The following is a 19,779-nucleotide window of genomic DNA, read 5'->3' on the forward strand; positions in this document are numbered from 1 at the left end:
AAAGATGATAGCGGCCGCGCCGATCACATAATTTATGACATTGGGTGAAACCAATATGACGGGTTCGCAAGAGATGATGGCACCGACGCCGACCACTGATGTTCTGCCGCGCCGTTTCTCGGACTTCGAGACGCTGGGCGAGGCGCTCGACTATGCGGCGCAGGGTGTGCGCGGCCTCAATTTCCATGATGCCCGCGGCAATCTGGCGCGGCCCTATCCGTTCAGCGAGTTGCGCAGCGACGCCATCGCCTGCGCCCATCGGCTGATCGCGCATGGCGTCAAGCCGCAGGACCGGGTCGCCCTGGTTGCGGAAACCGGCGTCGATTTCGCCCAACTCTTTTTCGGCATCATCTATGCGGGCGCCTGGCCGGTGCCATTGCCGTTGCCGACCAGCTTTGGCGGCAAGGAAAGTTATATCGACCAGCTTAACGTCCAGCTTTCCAGCTGCGACCCGATGCTGTTCCTGTTCCCCGCAGAACTGGCCGAGATGGCGGGTGAATCGGGCCGTCAGAAGGCGGTCGAGAGCATCGCATTTGAAGATTTCATCGCCCGCGATGCCGTTCCGGCCGACCTGCCCAGGGCGCAGGCGCAGGACATTGCCTATCTGCAATATTCGAGCGGATCGACCCGCTTCCCCCATGGCGTCGCCGTGACGCATCATGCGCTGCTCAGCAATCTGGCAGCGCATAGCCATGGCATGGAAGTGCAGGACAGCGATCGCTGCATCAGCTGGCTGCCCTGGTATCATGACATGGGGCTGGTCGGCTGCTTCCTGTCCGTCGTCGCCAATCAGGTGTCGACCGATTATATGAAGACCGAGGATTTTGCCCGCCGCCCGCTCGCTTGGCTGGACCTTATCAGCCGGAACGAAGGCACCTCGATCAGCTACTCGCCAACCTTCGGCTACGATATTTGCGCGCGTCGCATGTCCAGCCAGACCAAGGCGCAGGATCGGTTCGACCTGTCCCGCTGGCGACTGGCCGGCAATGGCGCGGACATGATCCGTCCTGACGTGATGCAGAGCTTCGTCGACGCCTTTGCCGATGCGGGCTTTTCGCCCAACGCCTTCCTGCCAAGCTATGGCCTGGCCGAAGCGACGCTGGCCGTCACCATCATGCCGCCGGGCGAAGGGATCATCGTCGAACTGGTCGAGGAAACCGACCTGTCGGGCGGCGACGCGACCGAAGGCCGCCCCCAGCGCTTCCGCTCGATCGTCAATTGCGGCAAGCCCGCGCGCGGCATGACCGTGGAAATCCGCGATGAGGATGGCGGCCCGTTGAACGAACGCCAGATCGGCAAAGTGTGGACCACCGGCCCGTCGCTGATGGTCGGCTATTTCCGGGATCAGGCCGCGACCGATGCCTGTATGGCTGACGGCTGGCTCGACACCGGCGACATGGGCTATCTGAGCGATGGCTATCTCTACATTGTCGGCCGCGCCAAGGACATGATCATCATCAACGGCAAGAATCACTGGCCGCAGGATATTGAATGGGCGGTCGAGCAGCTGCCGGGCTTCAAGCAGGGCGACATCGCCGCCTTCGCCATCACCACGCCGGGCGGGGAAGAAGCGCCCGCGGTGCTGGTCCATTGCCGCACCTCCGACAATGACGAACGGTCCCGCCTGCGCGACCAGATTCGCGAACGGGTCCGCGCGATCACCGGCATGAATTGTGTCGTCGAACTGGTGCCGCCGCGCACCCTGCCACGCACCAGTTCGGGGAAATTGAGCCGGTCCAAGGCGCGCAACCTCTATCTGACCGGTGAGATCCGCCCTTACGACATCGCGGCCTGAGGCTGACTGCCGCGCGATCGGCGGACTTACCAAATCATAACGCATCGCTGCTATCGCGGGATCGTGGGCAGCAATTCGAACCATATCGTCGAGCCGGACCGTCAGGAACGCGCATCGCTGCGCGCGATGACGGGCCTGTGCCAGATAAGCGACGATGTCGGAACGCGGGTGCTGGAAGCGCAGTTGCGCACGGCAGACAGCGTCGCCTTGTTGCGGCAGGTGATGAACCTGTGCGGCCTGGTGTTCATCTGGCAGGTTTTTACCCACTGCTGTTCGCCGGTCATGCTGGGGCTTTGGAGCGCCGGGTTGATCGGCTGCACCCTGGTTGGCGTGCTGATGGACCGCGCCCGGCGCAACGCGAACAATAGTCGCCTGACGAGCCGCGATCTGCGTCGGCATGGACTTGGCGCATTGTTGCAGGGCATCATATGGGCCGCCTGCATGATGCTTGTCTCTCAATCGGGGGAGACCGAGGAACTGGTGGCGCTGTGGACGCTGATCAGTTGCATCATGGTGTGTGGCGCGATCAGCTATGCCGCGACCCCATTGTCTGCCGCCGCCTTCCTATTGCCCTGCATCGCCGGCCTGTTCGGCATGTTCCACGATGGCGGCCAGTTGCCGCTGCGCGCGCTGGCGACCAGCTATGCGCTGTCGCTGCTGATCGGTTGCGTCATCTACGCCCGCACCTTCGCGCGTCAGCACAGCACCAGCGTGCAACTGGAGGAAAAGAGCGAAGTCGTCAGCCTGTTGCTGCGCGAATATGAAGGCGGCGGGTCCGACTGGTTATGGCAGACCGATTCACTGCGCCGTATCAGCAGCGTGTCGACGCGCTTTGCCGAAACCATGGGGCTGGACCCAGCCCAGCTGGAAGGCGAACCCCTTGTCCAGATATTGGCGGGCAGCAGTTGGGAAAGCGGCCGTTTCGCCGCCGGACTGCATAGTCTGGCCGATCATCTCAAGCGGCGCGAAAGTTTCAGCAACCTGGTCCTTCCGGTCGAGGTGAAGGGCGAAACCCGCTGGTGGGAATTGTCCGCTTCGCCGCGCCATGATGAAAACGGGCTTTTTCTGGGCTTTCGCGGGGTTGCGTCGGACGTCACGGCGCAACGTGAATCGGCGGACAAGATCGCCAGGCTGGCGCGCTTCGATCCGCTCACCGGCCTGCCCAATCGCAGCCATCTGCGCGAAGCGCTGGACAAGGCAATGGCGGCAACCCGTGGACGAACGCCGGGCTGCGGCTTCCTGATGATCGATCTCGATCGGTTCAAGGCGATCAACGACACGCTGGGGCACCAGACCGGCGACAAGCTGCTGAGCCAGGTCGCGCGCCGTCTGCGGCAAATCTGTTCAGGCCCGGAATTTTGCGGGCGTATCGGCGGCGACGAATTTGGCGTGGTCATTCCGACCGTCTCTGACAGTCACCGCATCGAACAACTTTCCTCCGCCATCATCAGCGCGCTGTCGGCGCCCTATCAGGTCGATCAGCATATGCTCTATGTGGGCGCGTCGGTCGGTTCGGCGATGTCGCCGATGGACGGGGGAGAATCGGAATCGCTGATCCGCAGCGCGGACCTGGCGCTCTACCGCGCGAAGGATGAGGGCGGCGGGCTGCATTGCGCCTATGAGCCGCAATTGCATGCCAAGGCGGAAGAAAGGCGGCTGCTCGAACTGGCGCTACGCGAGGCGCTGGCCAAGGACCAGCTTCACGTCCTCTATCAGCCGGTGGTGGATGCGACCAGCGGCCGCGTGTTGGGGTTTGAAGCGCTGGTGCGCTGGACCCATCCGGAAATGGGGCCGATTTCGCCGGCCAAATTCGTGCCTGTCGCTGAAGAAGCCCGGCTGATCGCACCCATCGGCGAATGGGTGCTGCGCACCGCCTGCATGGAAGCGATGCGCTGGCCCGACGATGTGCGGATTGCCGTCAACGTGTCGGCTGAACAATTGACCAACCCCAGTTTCGTATCCGCAGTCGTGTCCGCATTGGCGCAGAGCGGCCTGGAAGCACGGCGGCTGGAACTGGAAGTCACCGAAAGCGTGTTCATGAACGAGGATGCTGGCGCGCTGCGGGTGCTCGACCAGTTGCTCGGCCTTGGCATCCAGCTTTCGCTCGATGATTTCGGCACCGGCTATTCATCGCTCGGCTATCTCAGCCGCACCCGTTTCAACACGATCAAGATCGACCGCAGCTTCGTGGTCGGCGCGTCGAAAAACACGCCTGAAAGCCTGGCGATCATCCGTGCCGTCGTGACGCTGGCCGACAGTCTGGGCATGACGACCACGGCTGAAGGCGTGGAAACCGAGGTCGAGCTGGAAATGGTGCGGCAACTGGGCTGCAAAAAGGTGCAGGGCTATTATTTCGGCCGTCCCATGGCCGCGCAGGACGCCATCGGCCTTTTTCCGCCGCCCCAGGAGCGGGCGCGGGCCTAATTGCCCTGCAATTGGCGTTCGACCATGGTCCAGAGCGCGGCAAAATCCTTCGCAGGGGTCGATGCCGGGGCAAAGGCGCCCAGCGGCTTGCGGCGCACGGTCATCTGCTCGATCGCGCTGGCCATCGGGATGGCGGGCCAGTCGGGCTGTTCGTCCAGCGCCTTGCGATGCAATGTCCGGCGGCGATCCACCATCGAATAGACCGGCAGGATCGGCGCATGGCTGCCGCCCCGCTGCACCAGATAGCGGGCCACTTCGCCCATCGCGCGCTGCGACAAGGGGGAGGGGATCACGGGAATGACAATGATGTTTGCAGCGCGCAGCACCTGCTCGCTGGTTTCGGTAAGGCCTGGCGGACAATCGAGGATGATGCGGTCATAATCCTTCCCCAGACTTTCGATCAGCTTGGACAGCCGCTTCTTCTTGTCCATCTCACGAAACAGATGGTCCAGGCTGCGCAATGACGTGTCGGCGGCGATCAGGTCCAGCCCCGGCACTGTCGACGGCTGGATCAGCTTGCGGACTTCGACATCCTTGCTGAATATCGCCTGTGCGGCGTCCCGGCTCTTGCTATCGGTGGAAATCAGCCAGCTCGATGCCGCCTGCGGGTCCAGATCCCACAGCAATGTCCGCCGTTTGGAAATGGTCGCCGACGCCCAGGCGAGATTGATCGCAAAGGTGGTTTTGCCCACCCCGCCCTTCAGGCTGTAAACGGCGATAGTCGCCAATGCCGGTTCCTTTGCCATGGGGGGAAGCTACGGCTTCCGCCCGCCAAAGCAAGCCCTCAATCACGGCAATGTTACGCTATGGTGACGTTACAGGACGTCGCGCGCCTTTTCCGGCGGACGGGCGATCACTGCGCCCTTGTCGGTCATGACGATCGCGCGCTCGATCAGGATCGGATGCGCGGCCATGGCATCGAGGATCGCGGCATCGTCGCTGGTGTCGAGGGCGATTTCCTTGACGACGCTCTCACCCTTGCGCAGCGCATCGCGCGGGGTCAGTCCCGCCTTGGCCAGCACGGCCGCGATCTCGGCGCGGCTGGGCGGGGTTTTGAGATATTCCACGACCGTCACGTCGACGCCGGGCGTTTCCTGCAGGATCGCCAGCGCCGCGCGCGACTTGGAACAGCGGGGATTATGCCAGATGGTGGCCTTCATCCCTGACCGTCCCGCGCCAGTTGGCAGGCTGGTTCGGGGGAAAGCATCCCCCGGATGCTTTCCTTATCCCTCACGAGCCAGCCAATCTTCCAGCCATTTGATCGTATAGTCGCCGTTCAGGAACTGCGGGTCCTCCAGCAATGCCTGATGCAGGGGGATCGTAGTTTTCATCCCCTCGATCACATATTCCTGCAAGGCGCGTTTCAGCCGCATGATGCAGCCTTCGCGGGTGCGGCCATAGACGATCAGCTTGCCGATCATGCTGTCATAATAAGGCGGCACCTTATAGCCCTGATACAGGCCGCTATCGACGCGGACATGCATCCCGCCGGGGACATGATAGCGGGTCACGGTGCCGGGCGATGGCGCGAAGGTGCGGGGGTCTTCGGCATTGATCCGGCATTCGATCGCATGGCCGGTAAAGCGCAGATCCTCCTGCGCCACGGACAGCGGCTTGCCTTCGGCGATGCGGATCTGTTCGCGGACCAGATCGACGCCGGTGATCATTTCGGTGACTGGATGTTCGACCTGAAGCCGGGTGTTCATTTCGATGAAGTAGAATTCGCCATCTTCCCAGAGGAATTCGATCGTGCCTGCGCCGCGATAGCCCATATCGGCCATCGCCTTCGCGCAGACGCCACCGATCCGCTCGCGGTCGGCCTGGCTCAGGATCGGGGAGGGCGCTTCTTCCAGTACCTTCTGGTGGCGGCGCTGGAGCGAGCAATCGCGTTCGCCCAGATGGATGGCGTTGCCATTGCCGTCGCCGAACACCTGAATTTCGATGTGGCGCGGATTGCCCAGATATTTTTCGAGATAGACGGTTGCATCGCCAAAGGCCGCCTTCGCTTCCGACCCGGCCTGCTGCATCAGCGTTTCCAGCTCATCGGACGAGGTGCAGACTTTCATGCCGCGACCGCCGCCGCCCGATGCTGCCTTGATGATGACCGGATAACCGGCCTTCTCCGCGATCGCCTTGGCCTCCTCAAGGTCGCTGATCGCGCCGTCGGAACCGGGGACGAGCGGCAGGCCCAGCGCACCGGCGGTCCGCTTCGCCTCGATCTTGTCGCCCATGGTGCGGATATGTTCGGGCTTTGGCCCTACAAAGGCGATGCCATGGGCCTCGACGATCTCGGCGAATTTGGCGTTTTCGCTCAAAAAGCCATAGCCCGGATGGATCGCGTCCGCGCCTGATATTTCGGCGGCCGAAATGATCGCCGCGATGTTCAGGTAACTGTCGCGGGCGGCGGGCGGCCCGATGCAGATCGCTTCGTCGGCCAGCCGCACATGCATGGCGTCGGCGTCGGCGGTCGAATGGACGGCGACCGTCTTGATCCCCATTTCGTGGCAGGCACGGTGAATACGCAGCGCGATCTCGCCGCGGTTGGCGATCAACAGCTTTTCGATGGTCATGGGCTGCGCGGCCTTATTCGATGACGATCAGCGGCTGGTCATATTCGACCGGCTGACCATTATCGACCAATACCGCCTTGATCGTGCCGGACGACGGCGCGGGAATGGCGTTCATCACCTTCATCGCTTCCACGATCAGGATGGTTTCGCCGGCGGCGACCTGCGCGCCGACCCGTGCGAACGGGGCTGCGCCCGGTTCTGCCGACAGATAGGCGGTGCCGACGATCGGCGACCGGACCATGGTTCCGGCGGGCGCCGCCAATTCAGCGGCGGACGCAGCCACGGGGGCGGCAGTCGGCGCAGCCGGGGTGGCGGGGGCCGGGGCGAAGGATGGCGCATAGATGGGCGCGCCGCCGCCAGCCTTGCGGGCGACGCGGATCTTGCGATCGCCATCCTCGACCTCGATCTCGGTCAGGTGGGTATCGTCGAGCAGCGCGGCCAATTCGCGCACCAGCGCGACATCCACCTGCATTGCGCCCTTTTCCTGCTTGTCGTTCATGGTTGACCCTTATTTCGTATCTAAGCCTGATAATTGCGGCCAGCGCCTATGCCGATTTGCGCCAAAGCGCAACTTTGTAGCGTCGACCCGAAGCAGTGCAACGGCTGTTACAGTTCCAGCGCGGCTTCCAGCGCCAGCATGTAGGACATTGGCCCAAATCCCGCGACCGTGCCCTTCGCCGCCATGCCGACATAGCTTTTGTGGCGGAATGCCTCACGCTTGTGCGGGTTGGACAGATGCACTTCGATCACCGGCACGGTGATGCCCTTGATCGCGTCATGCAGGGCAACCGACGTGTGGGTCAGCCCGCCGGGATTCAGGATGACCGCATGGGCGCCTTCACCATGGGCCTCCTGCAACCAGTCGATCAGATGGCCTTCATGGTTGGACTGGCGAAAATCAATGTCGACATGGGCGCGGGTGGCGGCATCTTCCATCCGTTCGGCAATATCGTCCAGCGTGTCATAGCCATATATTTCCGGCTCCCGCGTTCCCAGCATGTTGAGATTGGGGCCGTTCAGCACATAGATTTTGCGCGTATCCGCCACGACGATCCCCCTTGGTTGTTGCGAGCAGGGGACAAGCGCCCCTATATGTGGCCAAGACCTTTAGCCTTTCGTGTCGCGCCAAGTCGAGACACGTTTCCATCTTGCAGGAACGGGACCGCATATTGTGAGCGTCGACGGCACTATTTCCATCCATATCAATGGCGAACATCGCCGCGTGCGCGACGGGCTGACCCTGGCCGAACTGGCAAGTGAGCTGGGTTTCGTGCCCGAAAAGGTCGCGGTCGAACGCAATCTGGAGGTCGTGCCGCGCTCTACGCTGGCGCTGGTCATGGTAGAGGATGGCGACGAGCTGGAAATCGTGCATTTTGTTGGCGGTGGCGACGTCGCTTCGGTCGCCGACGATAGTTGGAGCGTGGCGGGCCAGACCTTCCGGTCGCGCCTGATCGTCGGCACGGGCAAATATAAGAATTTCGAGCAGAATGCGGCGGCGGTCGCGGCATCAGGCGCGGAGATCGTCACCGTCGCCGTGCGCCGGGTGAACGTGTCGGATCCCAAGGCGCCGATGCTGACCGACTATATCGATCCAAAGGTGATCACCTATCTGCCCAACACGGCGGGCTGTTTTACCGGCGAGGAAGCGATCCGCACGCTGCGGCTGGCGCGGGAAGCGGGCGGCTGGGAACTGGTGAAGCTGGAAGTGCTGGGCGAGGCGCGTACGCTCTATCCCGATATGGTCGAAACGCTGCGCGCGACCGAGATATTGGCCAAGGAAGGCTTCAAGCCGATGGTCTATTGCGTCGACGACCCGATCGCAGCCAAGCGACTGGAGGATGTGGGCGCGGTGGCGATCATGCCGCTGGGCGCGCCGATCGGTTCGGGCCTCGGCATCCAGAACCGGGTCACCATCCGCCTGATCGTCGAGGGGACCAAGCTGCCCGTGCTCGTCGATGCAGGCGTGGGCACGGCGTCCGAAGCGGCGCAGGCGATGGAGCTGGGCTGCACCGGCGTCCTGATGAACACCGCGATCGCCGAAGCGAAAGACCCGGTGCTGATGGCCGCCGCGATGAAGGCAGGCGTGGAGGCGGGGCGCATGGCCTATCGCGCCGGGCGCATGGGCAAGCGCATGTATGCCGATCCGTCCAGTCCCCTGGCAGGGCTTATCTGACGCGTCTTTCGCTTGTGCAGCAAATTGACCGCCGCCTATCTTGTCGCCTATGGGCTGGGTCAGTTGAGGAGGAAATAAGCGATGGTGAACAAGCTATACCCCGATGCCGCGTCCGCGCTGGACGGGCTTCTCTTCGACGGCATGCACCTGTGCGCGGGCGGTTTTGGCCTGTGCGGCATTCCCGAACGGCTGATTGATGCGATCCGCGATTCGGGGGTGAAGGATCTGACCATCGCGTCCAACAATGCCGGTATCGATGGCGAGGGGCTGGGCAAGCTGCTGCGCACTCGGCAGGTCAAGAAAATGATCTCTTCCTATGTCGGCGAGAATAAGGAATTTGAACGCCAGTATCTGGCGGGCGAACTGGAAGTCGAATTCTGCCCGCAAGGGACGCTGGCCGAACGCTGCCGCGCCGGCGGGGCAGGCATCCCCGGTTTCTACACCAAGACCGGCGTCGGCACTGCCGTGGCCGAGGGCAAGGAAGTCAAGAGCTTCGACGGGCAGGATTATATCCTGGAGCGGGGCATTTTCGCCGACGTTGCGATCGTCAAGGGCTGGAAGGCTGACGAGAGCGGCAACCTGATCTTCCGCAAGACCGCGCGCAACTTCAACCAGCCGATGGCGACTGCCGCAAAAATCTGCATTGCGGAGGTCGAGGAAGTGGTGCCGACCGGCAGCCTGGACCCGGACGCGATCCACCTGCCCGGCATTTACGTCAAGCGCATGATCGTGGGCGCGCCCTATGACAAGAAGATCGAGTTCCGCACGGTAAGGCAGCGGGCGGCGGCGTGATGCGTCGCCTGACCGGCGCGCTGGCGGCGGTGGCCGCGTTGTTGGCGGCCGCGCCAGCCACGGCGCAGACGCGCCCCGACAGCGACCAGCCCTGGCGCGAGTTCCAGTGGCTCTATGGTTCGGCGGAAGGGGCGGCGACCAGCCGGCAGGCGTTCAACGCGCTGCGTGCTTTTGCAGTGATACAGGCGGAACGCTGGCGCATGGGCGAGCCGGTGGTGCAGCGGGTGCTGGCGCCTGGCGCGACGCTCGACCGGCCTGCCTTCGAAAGCTGCGGCGACAAGAAGCCCGCCGTCGTGTTCGATATTGACGAGACCCTGCTGTTGAACACCGGCGCTGAATATTGGGCGGCGGCCAAGCAGCAAAGCTATGAACAGTCGCGGGCTTTCGACAAGGATACCTGGGCCAAATGGGAAAAGGACGGCGCGAAGCTGGTCGATCCCGTGCCCGGCGCGGTCGAGGCGGTCGACGCGCTGCGCAAGGCGGATATTGCGGTGATCTTCAACAGCAATCGCAGCGCCGCCAGCATGCAGGAAACCGCCGAAGCGCTGGCCCATGCCGGGCTGGGCGTGGCGGAGCCGGGCAAGACGCTGTTCCTGGACAGTGCTGGCGATGGCAAGAAGGACGGGCGCCGCGCCACGATCGCCGAGACATGGTGCGTCGTGGCGATGGCTGGCGACCAGCTCGGCGATTTCAGCGACCTGTTCAACGTGAAGGAAAATGGCCGCCTGCCTGTGGTGAAACGGCGGCAGGCCATGGGATCGCCTATGCTGGCGCGGATGTGGGGGCAGGGATGGTTCCTGTTGCCCAACCCCGTGTATGGCAAGGGCGCCGAAGGCGATTTTAACGAGATTTTCCCCAAGAACCGGTGGAAGCCCCATTAAGCAGAGGAGGCCATATAGTGCCCTGGACACGTGATGAAATGGCCGCGCGCGCGGCAAAGGAATTGCAGGACGGCTTCTATGTGAACCTGGGCATCGGCATTCCGACGCTGGTCGCCAACCATATTCCCGAAGGCGTGGAAGTGACGCTGCAATCGGAAAACGGGATGCTGGGGATCGGACCCTTTCCCTATGAGGGCGAGGAGGATGCCGACCTTATCAACGCGGGCAAGCAGACGATCAGCGAACTGCCGCAGACCGCCTATTTCAGTTCGGCCGACAGTTTCGCGATGATCCGCGGCGGGCATATCGACCTGACCGTGCTTGGCGCGATGGAAGTGGCGGAAAATGGCGACATCGCCAACTGGATGATCCCCGGCAAGATGATCAAGGGCATGGGCGGTGCGATGGATCTGGTCGCGGGCGTCAAGAAGATCATCGTCGTGATGGAGCACACCAGCAAGAATGGCGATCCCAAGTTCATCCCGGCCTGCACCCTGCCGCTGACCGGCAAGAATGTGGTCGACATGATCATCACCGACCTGTGCGTGTTCCAGCGTCCCGACCATGACAGTCCGTTCACACTGGTCGAAATGGCGCCGGGCGTCACGGCGGAAGAGGTCGCCGCCAAGACCACCGCGCACTATCTGGTCTGACAGCGCCATGAGCCTTGATGGTACTTATGATGAGGGCAATGTCTTTGCCCTCATCCTTGCGGGCAAAATCCCTTCGGTCCCCCTGTATGAGGATGCCCATACGTTCTGCTTTCTGGACATTCAGCCGCAGTCGAAGGGCCATGCGCTGGTCATTTCCAAATGGTCGAAGGCGCGCAACATATTGGAGATTGAGGAGGACGCGCTGGCGCAGGTGATGGCGACGACCCGCAAGGTCGCGACCGCCATCCGGGCCGCGCTCAACCCCGACGGCCTGCACATCGCCCAGTTCAACGGATCGGCGGCGGGGCAGACGGTGTTCCATCTGCATGTCCATATCGTGCCGCGCTGGGCAGGGCAGGCGACTGGCTTCGTCGCCCATGGCGAAGGCCAGTTCGCGGACGCCGATGCGCTCCAAGCGCTGGCGCAAGAGATACGCGCGCACCTCTGATGCGTTTCCATCGCTTTGCGGGGCAGACGCCCCTTTGTGTTGGCGGACGCTGACATGGTCCTGCGTCCCTTCAACGTGCCCGGTGCCCGGCTGGCTTTGCGTACCAAGCGGGCCAGTCCGCTGTTCCAGGGGCAGCGGGGCGAGGGCGAGGTTGTCCTCGACCTGTCGCGCCTGCTGTCGCGTTCCTTCCACCCCGCGCCGACCGGCATCGACCGGGTGGAATATGTCTATGCCCGCGAACTGCTGGAGCGGATTCCAGACCGGCTGTCCTTTGCAGCGGTTCATCCGGCGGGCGGCTATTATGGTCGGCTCAACAGCGCGGCGGTGCGGCAATTTCTGGCCTTTACGGCGGCCAAATGGCGCAACGCCGGGGCAGCCGATGCGCGCGAGGGGCGGGCGGCGATCGTGCGGCACATGTTCGCGCTGCGTCCGCGCCCGGTGCCACGCGCAACCGGGCCGCGTCTCTATCTGCAGGTGTCGCCACACCATCTGGACAATGCCGATCAGGTCGGCGCGATCCTGCGCGCGGAGGGCGCGAAATTCGTGACGCTGGTGCATGATGTGATCCCGCTCAGCCATCCCGAATATGCCCGGCCGCAGGGGGCGGATGAACATCGGCGGCGGGTGCATACGATCGATCGCTTTGCCAGCGGCATCATCGGCAATAGCCAGGCGACGATCGACGCGCTGGCGCCGCATATGGCCAACGGGCTGTCAGGGCGCGTGGTCAGTGTCGCCCATTTCGGCGCGGACGCGGTGGACATATTTGGCGGTCGTGGCGAATCGCTGCCTGACCGCCCGTATTTCGTCTATATTTCGACCATCGAGCCGCGCAAGAATCACCTGCTCCTGCTCACCATCTGGCGGCGGCTGGTCGAGCAACTGGGCGATGCAGCCCCGGTGCTGGTGCTGATCGGACGGCGCGGCTGGGAGAATGAGAATGTCGTCGATCTGCTCGATCGCGCCGAAGCGTTGCGCGGCCATGTGATCGAGGCGGGCGAGGTGTCCGACACGCGGATGCAGGCGCTGGTCGCCAACGCGCGCGCGATGCTGATGCCTTCCTTCGCCGAAGGGTTCGGGATGCCCGTGGTGGAGGCGCTGGCCGCTGGCGTTCCGGTGATATGCAGCGACATCATGGCTCATCGCGAAGTGGGCGGCGACGCGCCCGACTATCTCGATCCCCTGGACGGGCTGGGCTGGATGAAGGCGATCTTGAACTATAGTCAGCCGGATTCGCCCGATCGCGCGGCGCAGATCGGGCGGCTCTCGGTCTGGCGCGCGCCGACCTGGCGGGACTATTTCGATATCGTCATCGATTTGCTGGAAGATGTGACAAGTTCTGTTTCTTGACCTTGCATCGGCCCAAGCCCATGAACTGACTGCCATTATGATTCCCACGCCATTCCTGCGGTCCCCGCCTTTTCCCGGCATTGCTGCTTCGCTCGCCGCTGTCAGCGTGATGCGCGAAACGGGCGATGGCGCTGCGCCGGTTGGCGACGATGTGCTGGATGCGATTGTCGCGGCGCGGGTCGGCGGCGCGTTCTGGGGCGCAAGACCCGGTGAACCCGGCCGGTCGGATCGTGCTGAGAGTGATCCTTGGGCACTGGTCGCTTCCGTGCAGTCGATCCATGCGCAGGCGGACGAGGACGTGGCGCTGATCGCGGGCCTGCTGGGCATTTCAGTGATCGGTCCCGACGGCGCGGTCATCGATCCGGGTCAGCTGCGCGCGTCCCTCAAGGCGCGGATCGCAGCCGCCCGCTATCGCGACTGTTTCACTGGTGCGCCGGTCGATGCGATGCAGGCGGTGACGCAGCTCGCTGACTGGCGGCGGCATATCGACGGCAATCGCGGCATCGTGGCGGCGAGCGGCATGGCGTTCTGGAAGCGTGACGCGATCCGTCATTTCCTGTGGGACGGCGTTGTCTCGCCCCCATTTCTGTCCGCCGACCGGGGACTGCGCCGCGCCCGGCGGGAGCAGGGGGCGCTGGCGGTCTGGCCGTCGCGCGTGCCTGTCACCCTGCCGCAGGATGCCGCCGATCAGGGCGTGGCGCTGGCGCGGGTGGAGGATGGCTTTTTGCGTTCCCGCGGGTTGGGGGCGGCGTTGCACCCGCCCGGTTCCGTCGTGGTGGATCGCACGGGCATCTATTATAATGCGCGCGCCGCCAATGATCTGGAAACGCTGCTGGCGACGCATGATTTTCCGCCCGCGCTGGTCGACCGCGCCCGCCGCCTGCGCGAACGGGTCTGCGCCACCGGCGTGACCAAATATGGGCCGGAAGCCGGGCAGATGATCGATCTTCCGGCCGACAGGCGCACGGTGTTGGCGATCGGCCAGGTTGATGACGATCTGTCGGTGCGGCTGGGCGGCGCCGGGGTCGATGGCAATCTGGATTTTCTGAAGCGGGTGCGCCGGGCCGAGCCGGACGCCTGGATCGTCTATCGCCCCCATCCCGATGTGCAGGCGGGGCATCGCAAGGGGCATTTGCCCGACTCGGTCGTCCTTGCCCATGCCGATGCGATCGACAGTGGTGCGCCGCTGATGGAACTGGTGCAGGCTGTTGATGAACTCCATGTCCTCTCTTCCCTGACCGGTTTCGAAGCGCTGATGCGTGGCCGTTCCGTAACGGTCCATGGGATGCCTTTCTACGCAGGCTGGGGTCTGACGCGCGATCTGGCGCAACCCTGTGTGCGGCGCGGGCGTCAACTCACCGTGGATCAGCTTGTCGCGGCCGCTCTCATTCTCTATCCTCGTTATCTCGATCCGGTAACGCGGTTGCCGTGCGGTCCCGAAATCATGGTGGATCGCATGGCGGATGGATCGACGCCGCCGATGACCTGGCTCATCGCGTTGCGGGCGCTACAGGGGAAGTTTCGACGTTTTATGACCTTGTCCGCTGAGTTTCTGCATGGCTAACCGCAACAAGAAGAGCTTTCTGTTTCTGCAAGGACCGCATGGTCCCTATTTCGCGATGCTGGCCGACGCCTTGCGGCAGCGCGGGCATGTGGCATTGCGAATCAACATCAATGGCGGCGACAAGGTCGACTGGCCCGGCGATGCGACCGACTATCATGGCACCTTCCGTAACTGGCCGCTGTTTTTCGACGATTTCATCGTCGCCCATGGCGTCACTGACCTGATCCTTTATGGCGATTGCCGCCCCTATCATGCCAGCGCGCACGGCATGGCCCGGCTGCGCAACCTGCGCGTGCATGTGGTGGAGGAAGGGTATATCCGCCCCGATTTCCTGACGCTTCAGGCCGATGGCGTGAACGGCAATTCCACCTTGCCGCTGGACCCGCAATGGTATCGCGACGAAGCGATGGGCCTCCCCCCGCTGGAGGAGAATCAGCCGACAATCCCTTCGAACTTCAGCACCCGCGCGCGCAATACCATGCGCAATGGTTTTGCTGCTGCCATGCTGCGCCCGCTATTCCCCTTTTACCGGACCCACCGGCCGCACAGTTTCGTCATGGAATCGCTGTCCTGGGCGCGGAAGTTGATGATGCGCAGCCGCGACCTGGAGCAGTCGGCCCAGGCCTGGGCCAGGGTGGAAGGAAAGCGCTATTTCACCCTGCCGTTGCAGCTGAATTCCGATTATCAGCTGCGGGTCCATTCGCCCTTTGGCAACATGCGGGCGGCGTTGCGCTTCGTCATCAAAAGCTTTGCCCATCATGCCCCCGCTGACGTGCTGCTGGTGATCAAGCAGCATCCGCTCGATTCCGGGCTGGTCGCCTGGGGCCGGCTGATCCGTCGTCTGGCGAAAGATTATGGCGTGGCGGACCGTATCCATTATCTGTCCGACTGGGACATTGCCGCAGTCGTGAAAAATGCGATCGGCGTGGTCACGGTGAACAGCACGGTCGGCACGCTGGCGCTGAACAGTGGCAAGCCGGTGCTGGTACTGGGACATGCGGTATACAAGATACCCGGCATCGTCAGCGTGAAGGGGCTGGACGCATTCTGGACCAATCCGTCGCCACCCGACATGGCGCTCTATTCCGCCTTCAGGCAGGTGCTGGCCGATCGCTGCCTGATTCGCGGCGGGTTGCTGAGCGATGAAGGCTTGCAGATGCTGGTCGAGAATGCGGCGGATCGACTGGCGCCGGTCGGACGCGGAACCCGCCGTCATCTGAAACTGGTGACGCCCCAGGTCAGCGATTTCATTGCGTCGAATAGCGCGGTCTGACCCGGCGGGTCCGCAACTGAGCGATCCCTGACGGTCAGGGCGCGGTGAAGCCGTAGCGGGCGAAGATGCCCTTGCCCGATGGCGATAACAGGAAGCGGCGGAACGCTTCTGCATCCTTGTGGCGGCTGCTGGTCAGGCGCGCGATCGGGTAACGGATCGGCGGATGACTGCTGGCCGGGAAGGCGCCGACGATCGCTACGCCGCCCGCGACACGCGCGTCGGTGGCATAGACGATCCCCAGCGGCACTTCGCCCCGTTCCACCAGCGCCAGCGCGGCACGGACATTGTCGCCGCGCGCGATTTTGCCGGCAACGCTTGGCCACACGCCAAGGCTGGTGAGTGCTGCCTTGCCATATTTGCCCGCTGGCACGCTGTCAGGATCGGCCATGGCCAGCCGCCCGTTGCCCAGCGCCCGCGCGATCGGCATGGCGCGGCCGATCCGCAGGCGCACCGGCTTGCGCTTCGGCGTGACCAGCACCAGCCGGTTGCCGACGACATCGACGCGGGTGCCGCGTACGACGAACCCGGCCTGCTCGACATCGCGCATCCAGTCTTCATCCGCGCAGAGGAACAGGTCGGCCGGAGCGCCCGCCCGGATTTGTCGCGCCAGCGCCGACGAGCCGGCGAACGACAGGACGGGTCGGGCATGACCGTGTCTGCCCCATGCGTCGGCGGCGGCGGTCATCGCCTCCTGCATACTGGCGGCGGCGAGGATCAGCGGGCCGCGATCGGGTGACGCAGCCTGGGCGGTCGGGACCAGAAGCAGCAACAGGGCGATGGCAGGCAGGAAGCGCAGGAACATGCCGCCTGTGTGCCGTGGGCGATTTGGCGAAGCAAGTGGCGCACGGTACTTTTGCAGCGGGGATCAATCGGCTAGAGCAGGCGGCATGTTCAGGAAACCGCGCTGACATGGCGATCGTCAGAAGCCAGTGCGGCCAGTGCGGTGTCGGCTGCGGTATCCGCGCGGTCACTGACACCGACCGTCGCGTCACGGTAGAGGGCGACCGGCTGCACCCGGCCAATGGCGGCTTGCTGTGCGATCGCGGGCAGGCGCTGGGCGACGACGCCATATCGCTGGAAGGGCGGTTGCTGCGGCCGTTGGTGGATGGACGACCGACTGGCTGGAACCGCGCGATCGCGCAGGTGGCGCGGCGGGTGTCGACCATAATGGCGCGCCATGGGCCTGGCAGCATTGCGCTGCATATAGGCGGCGGTCTGCTGACCGAGGATTATTATGTCGCGAACAAGCTGATGAAGGGCTTTTTCGGGTCGGCGCATATCCATGCGCCGTGGCGCGACGGGAGCAGCGCGGCGCACGTCCGGGCGTTCGGCGAGGATGTCATGCCCGCAGCCTATGAGGATATTGATCGCGCCGCGACGATCCTGCTGGTGGGGGGCGGCATCATGGCGCAGCCGGTGTTGCTGGACCGGGTGAAAACGGCGCGGGAGGCGGGCGCGCGGCTGGTGCTGCTGACCGATGCGGGGGTGGCGATAGAGGCTGATCTGCGTTTGACGCTGAAGCCCGGCAGCGCGGCGCGGTTGCTGACCGGCGCGTTGTTGCATGGCCATGACAAGGGCCGGCATGACACGGCTTTTCTGGCGCAGAGCGTGGCGGTGCCGACCGATTTCTGGGAGCGGTTGCGACCGGGGCATGACATCTGGTCGATTGCCCGCGCGACCGGGCTGACGACAGCGGCGATCCGGGCCTTTTACGACGAGTGGATCGCCACCGACCGCATCGTCACCCTGTTCGCCGGGAGCGAGTGCGCCGATCTGGCCGCGGCGGTCATCAACCTTCACCTTGCCAGCGGTCGGATTGGGCGGCCCGGCGCGACCCCCTTCGCCATCACGGGTGCGGCCAATGGCATGGGCGCGCGCGAGGTTGGTTGCGTGGCGGACAGCCTGGCCGCCCATCGCGATTTCGCACCAGACGCGCGCGCCAGCGTCGCCCGCTTCTGGGGCGCGCGGTTGCTGGTCGAAGGGCCGGGGCTGGAGGGGGAGGCGCTGTTGCGGGCGATGCGCGACGGACAGGTCAGGGCGCTATGGAGCATTGGCGCGGACCCGGCGGCGGAAGCATGGCTGGGCGAGGCGAGGGCGCTGGTCCCGCTGGCGGTTCGATCGACCGACAGTCTGGCGGAGCAGGGCGATGGCTGGTCGATGCTGCTGCCGTCTGCGACATGGGTGGAGAAGGACGGGACGCTGACCGGCATGGACCGGCTGGTCAGTCGCCAGCGTCGATTATTTCCCCTGCCGGGCGAGGCGCGGCCAGACTGGTGGATGCTGACCAAGGTGGCGCAGGCGATGGGCTGGGGCGATGCTTTCCATTATGAGCGGCCAGCCGACATTTATCGCGAACATGGGCGGCTGACCGCGTATGGCAATGATGGCGGGCGGTTGCTCAACTTGCGGCGGCACGCGCCGATTTCCAACCCGGCCTATGACGAACTGACCCCCTGGCGCTGGGGCGAAGTGCCGTTCGACGGCGGGCATTTTCCGACGCCGAACGGACGGGCGAGATTCGCTTAACTTCGCACTTTTCCCGGCAAATGCGATATATTGTTGCGCGGTGCTGATCCTATCGCAAAGTCGGTTGCCTCGTGCCCGCATGGTAGAGCAGCGGGCCAATGTAGGACAGGCGGAACTGCTTATCGGGCGGTGGCGGCAATGCCTTGCAGATGCGCGAGCAAGGCGTCGCCATTGGCCGCCCAGGTGAAGCGCAGCGCGGCGGCGCGCACGGCTTCGCCGTCGGGCGGGTTGTCCAATATCGCCTGAATGGCCGTGGCGATGGCCTGTGGATCGCGATCGACAATCTGTCCCGCTTCCGGCCGGTCGAGCAGTTCGCGCGCGCCGCCGACATCGCTGATCACGATCGGGGTGCCGCAGGCCAGCGCCTCTACCCAGGCATTGGCGAGGCCTTCGGAGGCCGAGGGCAGGGCCATCACATCGGCGGCAGCGAAGATGCGCGGCAATTTATGGTGGGGGACGGAGCCGAGAAAGCCGATCCGCCGTTCGACCCCCAATTCCTCCGCCAGATTTTCAAGGGTTCGCCGATATTGCCCCTGTCCCGCCAGCAGCAAGGTGACATCAGGCAGCATGGGCAGGGCGCGGACCAGCAGATCCTGCCCCTTGCGCGGGATCAATGCGCCCACGCACAGCACGACCGGACCATTGAAATCGAGCGTGGCCTTGGCCTCCGCCCGGTCGGCCAGTTCGAATGTGTCGAGATCAACCCCGGTATAATGGACGCGGATCTTGCCTTCATCCATGCCCATGCGGACCATGGAGCGACGCATGGCGTCCGACACGGCGAGAAGCCCTGCCGCGCCTTCACCCGCGCGCAGCACCATCTTGCGCGTGCCGCGCTGACTGCCCCAATGATGGATGTCCGCGCCGCGCGCCTTGACCGAATAGGGGATGCCGAGCGCGCGGGACAGGCGCTGCGCCACCGGACCGTCGGGAAAGAAGAAGCTGGCGTCGATCACGTCGAACGGCCTCTGCGCGTGCAATTGCCTGACCAGAGGCAGGATCGCGCGGGTCATCGTCCAGACATTGGTGCGCCCGCCAAATTTGGGGATGATCGGGAAGGTCGGGCGATAGACCGTCAGTTCGCGCCATTTTTCCCGGCGCGGCAACGCATGCAACGCGGCGTAGCGCGGTGCAAGCGAAAGCGGCCATGGCGGCAGGCCGACCGGCGCGATGACGGTGACGTTCGCTTCGGGGCGACTGGCCAGTTCGCGCGCCTGCCGTTCCACGAATACGCCGAAATTGGGACGGCTGATGTCGGGAAAGAGGGTCGATAGCATGAGGACGTTGAGCGTCATGGTCTCTCTTTCGCGCAGCAGCCTTTGCAATTGGG

18 protein-coding genes are annotated in these 19,779 nt (G+C 64.1%); 11 read left to right on the forward strand and 7 right to left on the reverse strand.

Features of this window, described 5'->3' with window-relative positions:
• The first annotated feature begins 34 nt into the window (after positions 1 to 34).
• A complete protein-coding gene (locus IWY39_RS15045) occupies positions 35 to 1,795 on the forward strand; it encodes a fatty acyl-AMP ligase (protein WP_017181018.1) in 1,761 nt (586 codons plus the stop codon).
• A gap of 63 nt (positions 1,796 to 1,858) precedes the next feature.
• Positions 1,859 to 4,219 (forward strand): putative bifunctional diguanylate cyclase/phosphodiesterase, encoded by a 2,361-nt coding sequence (locus IWY39_RS15050; protein WP_107124731.1) that lies wholly within the window; start codon positions 1,859 to 1,861, stop codon positions 4,217 to 4,219.
• On the opposite strand, the gene IWY39_RS15055 is transcribed toward IWY39_RS15050, so the two are convergent.
• The 5 genes from IWY39_RS15055 to aroQ form a co-directional block, all read right to left on the reverse strand.
• A complete protein-coding gene (locus IWY39_RS15055) occupies positions 4,216 to 4,965 on the reverse strand; it encodes a ParA family protein (protein WP_019053745.1) in 750 nt (249 codons plus the stop codon). The two genes, IWY39_RS15050 and IWY39_RS15055, sit on opposite strands and share 4 nt — an antisense overlap.
• A 69-nt stretch (positions 4,966 to 5,034) precedes the next feature.
• The gene (gene arsC / locus IWY39_RS15060) at positions 5,035 to 5,379 is read right to left on the reverse strand and encodes an arsenate reductase (glutaredoxin) (protein ID WP_107124732.1); all 345 of its coding nucleotides are present in this window, start codon (positions 5,377 to 5,379) and stop codon (positions 5,035 to 5,037) included.
• 63 nt (positions 5,380 to 5,442) lie between these two features.
• Entirely contained in the window at positions 5,443 to 6,789 is a 1,347-nt protein-coding gene (gene accC / locus IWY39_RS15065) for an acetyl-CoA carboxylase biotin carboxylase subunit (protein ID WP_107124733.1), read from the reverse strand.
• A gap of 13 nt (positions 6,790 to 6,802) precedes the next feature.
• Positions 6,803 to 7,288 carry an acetyl-CoA carboxylase biotin carboxyl carrier protein gene (gene accB, locus IWY39_RS15070; protein ID WP_019053743.1) on the reverse strand — a complete coding sequence of 162 codons (486 nt, stop codon included), beginning with the start codon at positions 7,286 to 7,288 and terminating at the stop codon, positions 6,803 to 6,805.
• Between the two features lie 107 nt (positions 7,289 to 7,395).
• Entirely contained in the window at positions 7,396 to 7,836 is a 441-nt protein-coding gene (aroQ, locus tag IWY39_RS15075) for a type II 3-dehydroquinate dehydratase (RefSeq protein ID WP_107124734.1), read from the reverse strand.
• Between the two features lie 124 nt (positions 7,837 to 7,960).
• Between aroQ and thiS the strand changes: the two genes are divergently transcribed.
• From thiS to IWY39_RS15115, 8 genes are all read left to right on the forward strand, one after another.
• Positions 7,961 to 8,962 carry a sulfur carrier protein ThiS gene (gene thiS, locus IWY39_RS15080; protein ID WP_107124735.1) on the forward strand — a complete coding sequence of 334 codons (1,002 nt, stop codon included), beginning with the start codon at positions 7,961 to 7,963 and terminating at the stop codon, positions 8,960 to 8,962.
• 81 nt (positions 8,963 to 9,043) lie between these two features.
• Positions 9,044 to 9,754, forward strand: coding sequence for a CoA transferase subunit A (locus tag IWY39_RS15085; RefSeq protein ID WP_017181026.1), 711 nt, complete (start codon positions 9,044 to 9,046; stop codon positions 9,752 to 9,754).
• The gene (locus IWY39_RS15090; RefSeq protein ID WP_107124736.1) at positions 9,754 to 10,635 is read left to right on the forward strand and encodes an HAD family acid phosphatase; all 882 of its coding nucleotides are present in this window, start codon (positions 9,754 to 9,756) and stop codon (positions 10,633 to 10,635) included. Before IWY39_RS15085 ends, IWY39_RS15090 begins: the two co-directional genes overlap by 1 nt.
• 17 nt (positions 10,636 to 10,652) lie before the next feature.
• Positions 10,653 to 11,288: a CoA transferase subunit B gene (locus tag IWY39_RS15095; RefSeq protein ID WP_026002045.1), complete on the forward strand. Its 636-nt coding sequence runs from the start codon at positions 10,653 to 10,655 to the stop codon at positions 11,286 to 11,288.
• Positions 11,289 to 11,295: 7 nt separating this feature from the next.
• Positions 11,296 to 11,736: an HIT family protein gene (locus IWY39_RS15100; protein WP_107124737.1), complete on the forward strand. Its 441-nt coding sequence runs from the start codon at positions 11,296 to 11,298 to the stop codon at positions 11,734 to 11,736.
• Positions 11,737 to 11,790: 54 nt separating this feature from the next.
• Positions 11,791 to 13,086 (forward strand): glycosyltransferase family 4 protein, encoded by a 1,296-nt coding sequence (locus IWY39_RS15105; RefSeq protein ID WP_107124738.1) that lies wholly within the window; start codon positions 11,791 to 11,793, stop codon positions 13,084 to 13,086.
• A gap of 37 nt (positions 13,087 to 13,123) precedes the next feature.
• Positions 13,124 to 14,650: a capsular polysaccharide export protein, LipB/KpsS family gene (locus tag IWY39_RS15110; RefSeq protein ID WP_107124739.1), complete on the forward strand. Its 1,527-nt coding sequence runs from the start codon at positions 13,124 to 13,126 to the stop codon at positions 14,648 to 14,650.
• Complete coding sequence (locus IWY39_RS15115) at positions 14,643 to 15,923, forward strand: capsule biosynthesis protein (RefSeq protein WP_107124740.1); 1,281 nt, start codon at positions 14,643 to 14,645, stop codon at positions 15,921 to 15,923. Before IWY39_RS15110 ends, IWY39_RS15115 begins: the two co-directional genes overlap by 8 nt.
• 34 nt (positions 15,924 to 15,957) lie before the next feature.
• Here IWY39_RS15115 and modA read toward each other — a convergent pair whose 3' ends face one another.
• On the reverse strand, positions 15,958 to 16,725 hold the full coding sequence (modA, locus tag IWY39_RS15120; protein ID WP_107124741.1) for a molybdate ABC transporter substrate-binding protein: 768 nt from the start codon (positions 16,723 to 16,725) through the stop codon (positions 15,958 to 15,960).
• A gap of 107 nt (positions 16,726 to 16,832) precedes the next feature.
• On the opposite strand from modA, the gene IWY39_RS15125 reads away from it, so the two are divergent.
• On the forward strand, positions 16,833 to 18,449 hold the full coding sequence (locus IWY39_RS15125; protein WP_107124742.1) for a molybdopterin oxidoreductase family protein: 1,617 nt from the start codon (positions 16,833 to 16,835) through the stop codon (positions 18,447 to 18,449).
• A gap of 119 nt (positions 18,450 to 18,568) precedes the next feature.
• On the opposite strand, the gene IWY39_RS15130 is transcribed toward IWY39_RS15125, so the two are convergent.
• Positions 18,569 to 19,744, reverse strand: coding sequence for a glycosyltransferase (locus IWY39_RS15130; RefSeq protein WP_107124743.1), 1,176 nt, complete (start codon positions 19,742 to 19,744; stop codon positions 18,569 to 18,571).
• Positions 19,745 to 19,779: the final 35 nt, after the last annotated feature.

The sequence above is a fragment of the Sphingobium sp. JAI105 genome, assembly GCF_015752145.1.
Classification (GTDB): Bacteria; Pseudomonadota; Alphaproteobacteria; order Sphingomonadales; family Sphingomonadaceae; genus Sphingobium; species Sphingobium xenophagum.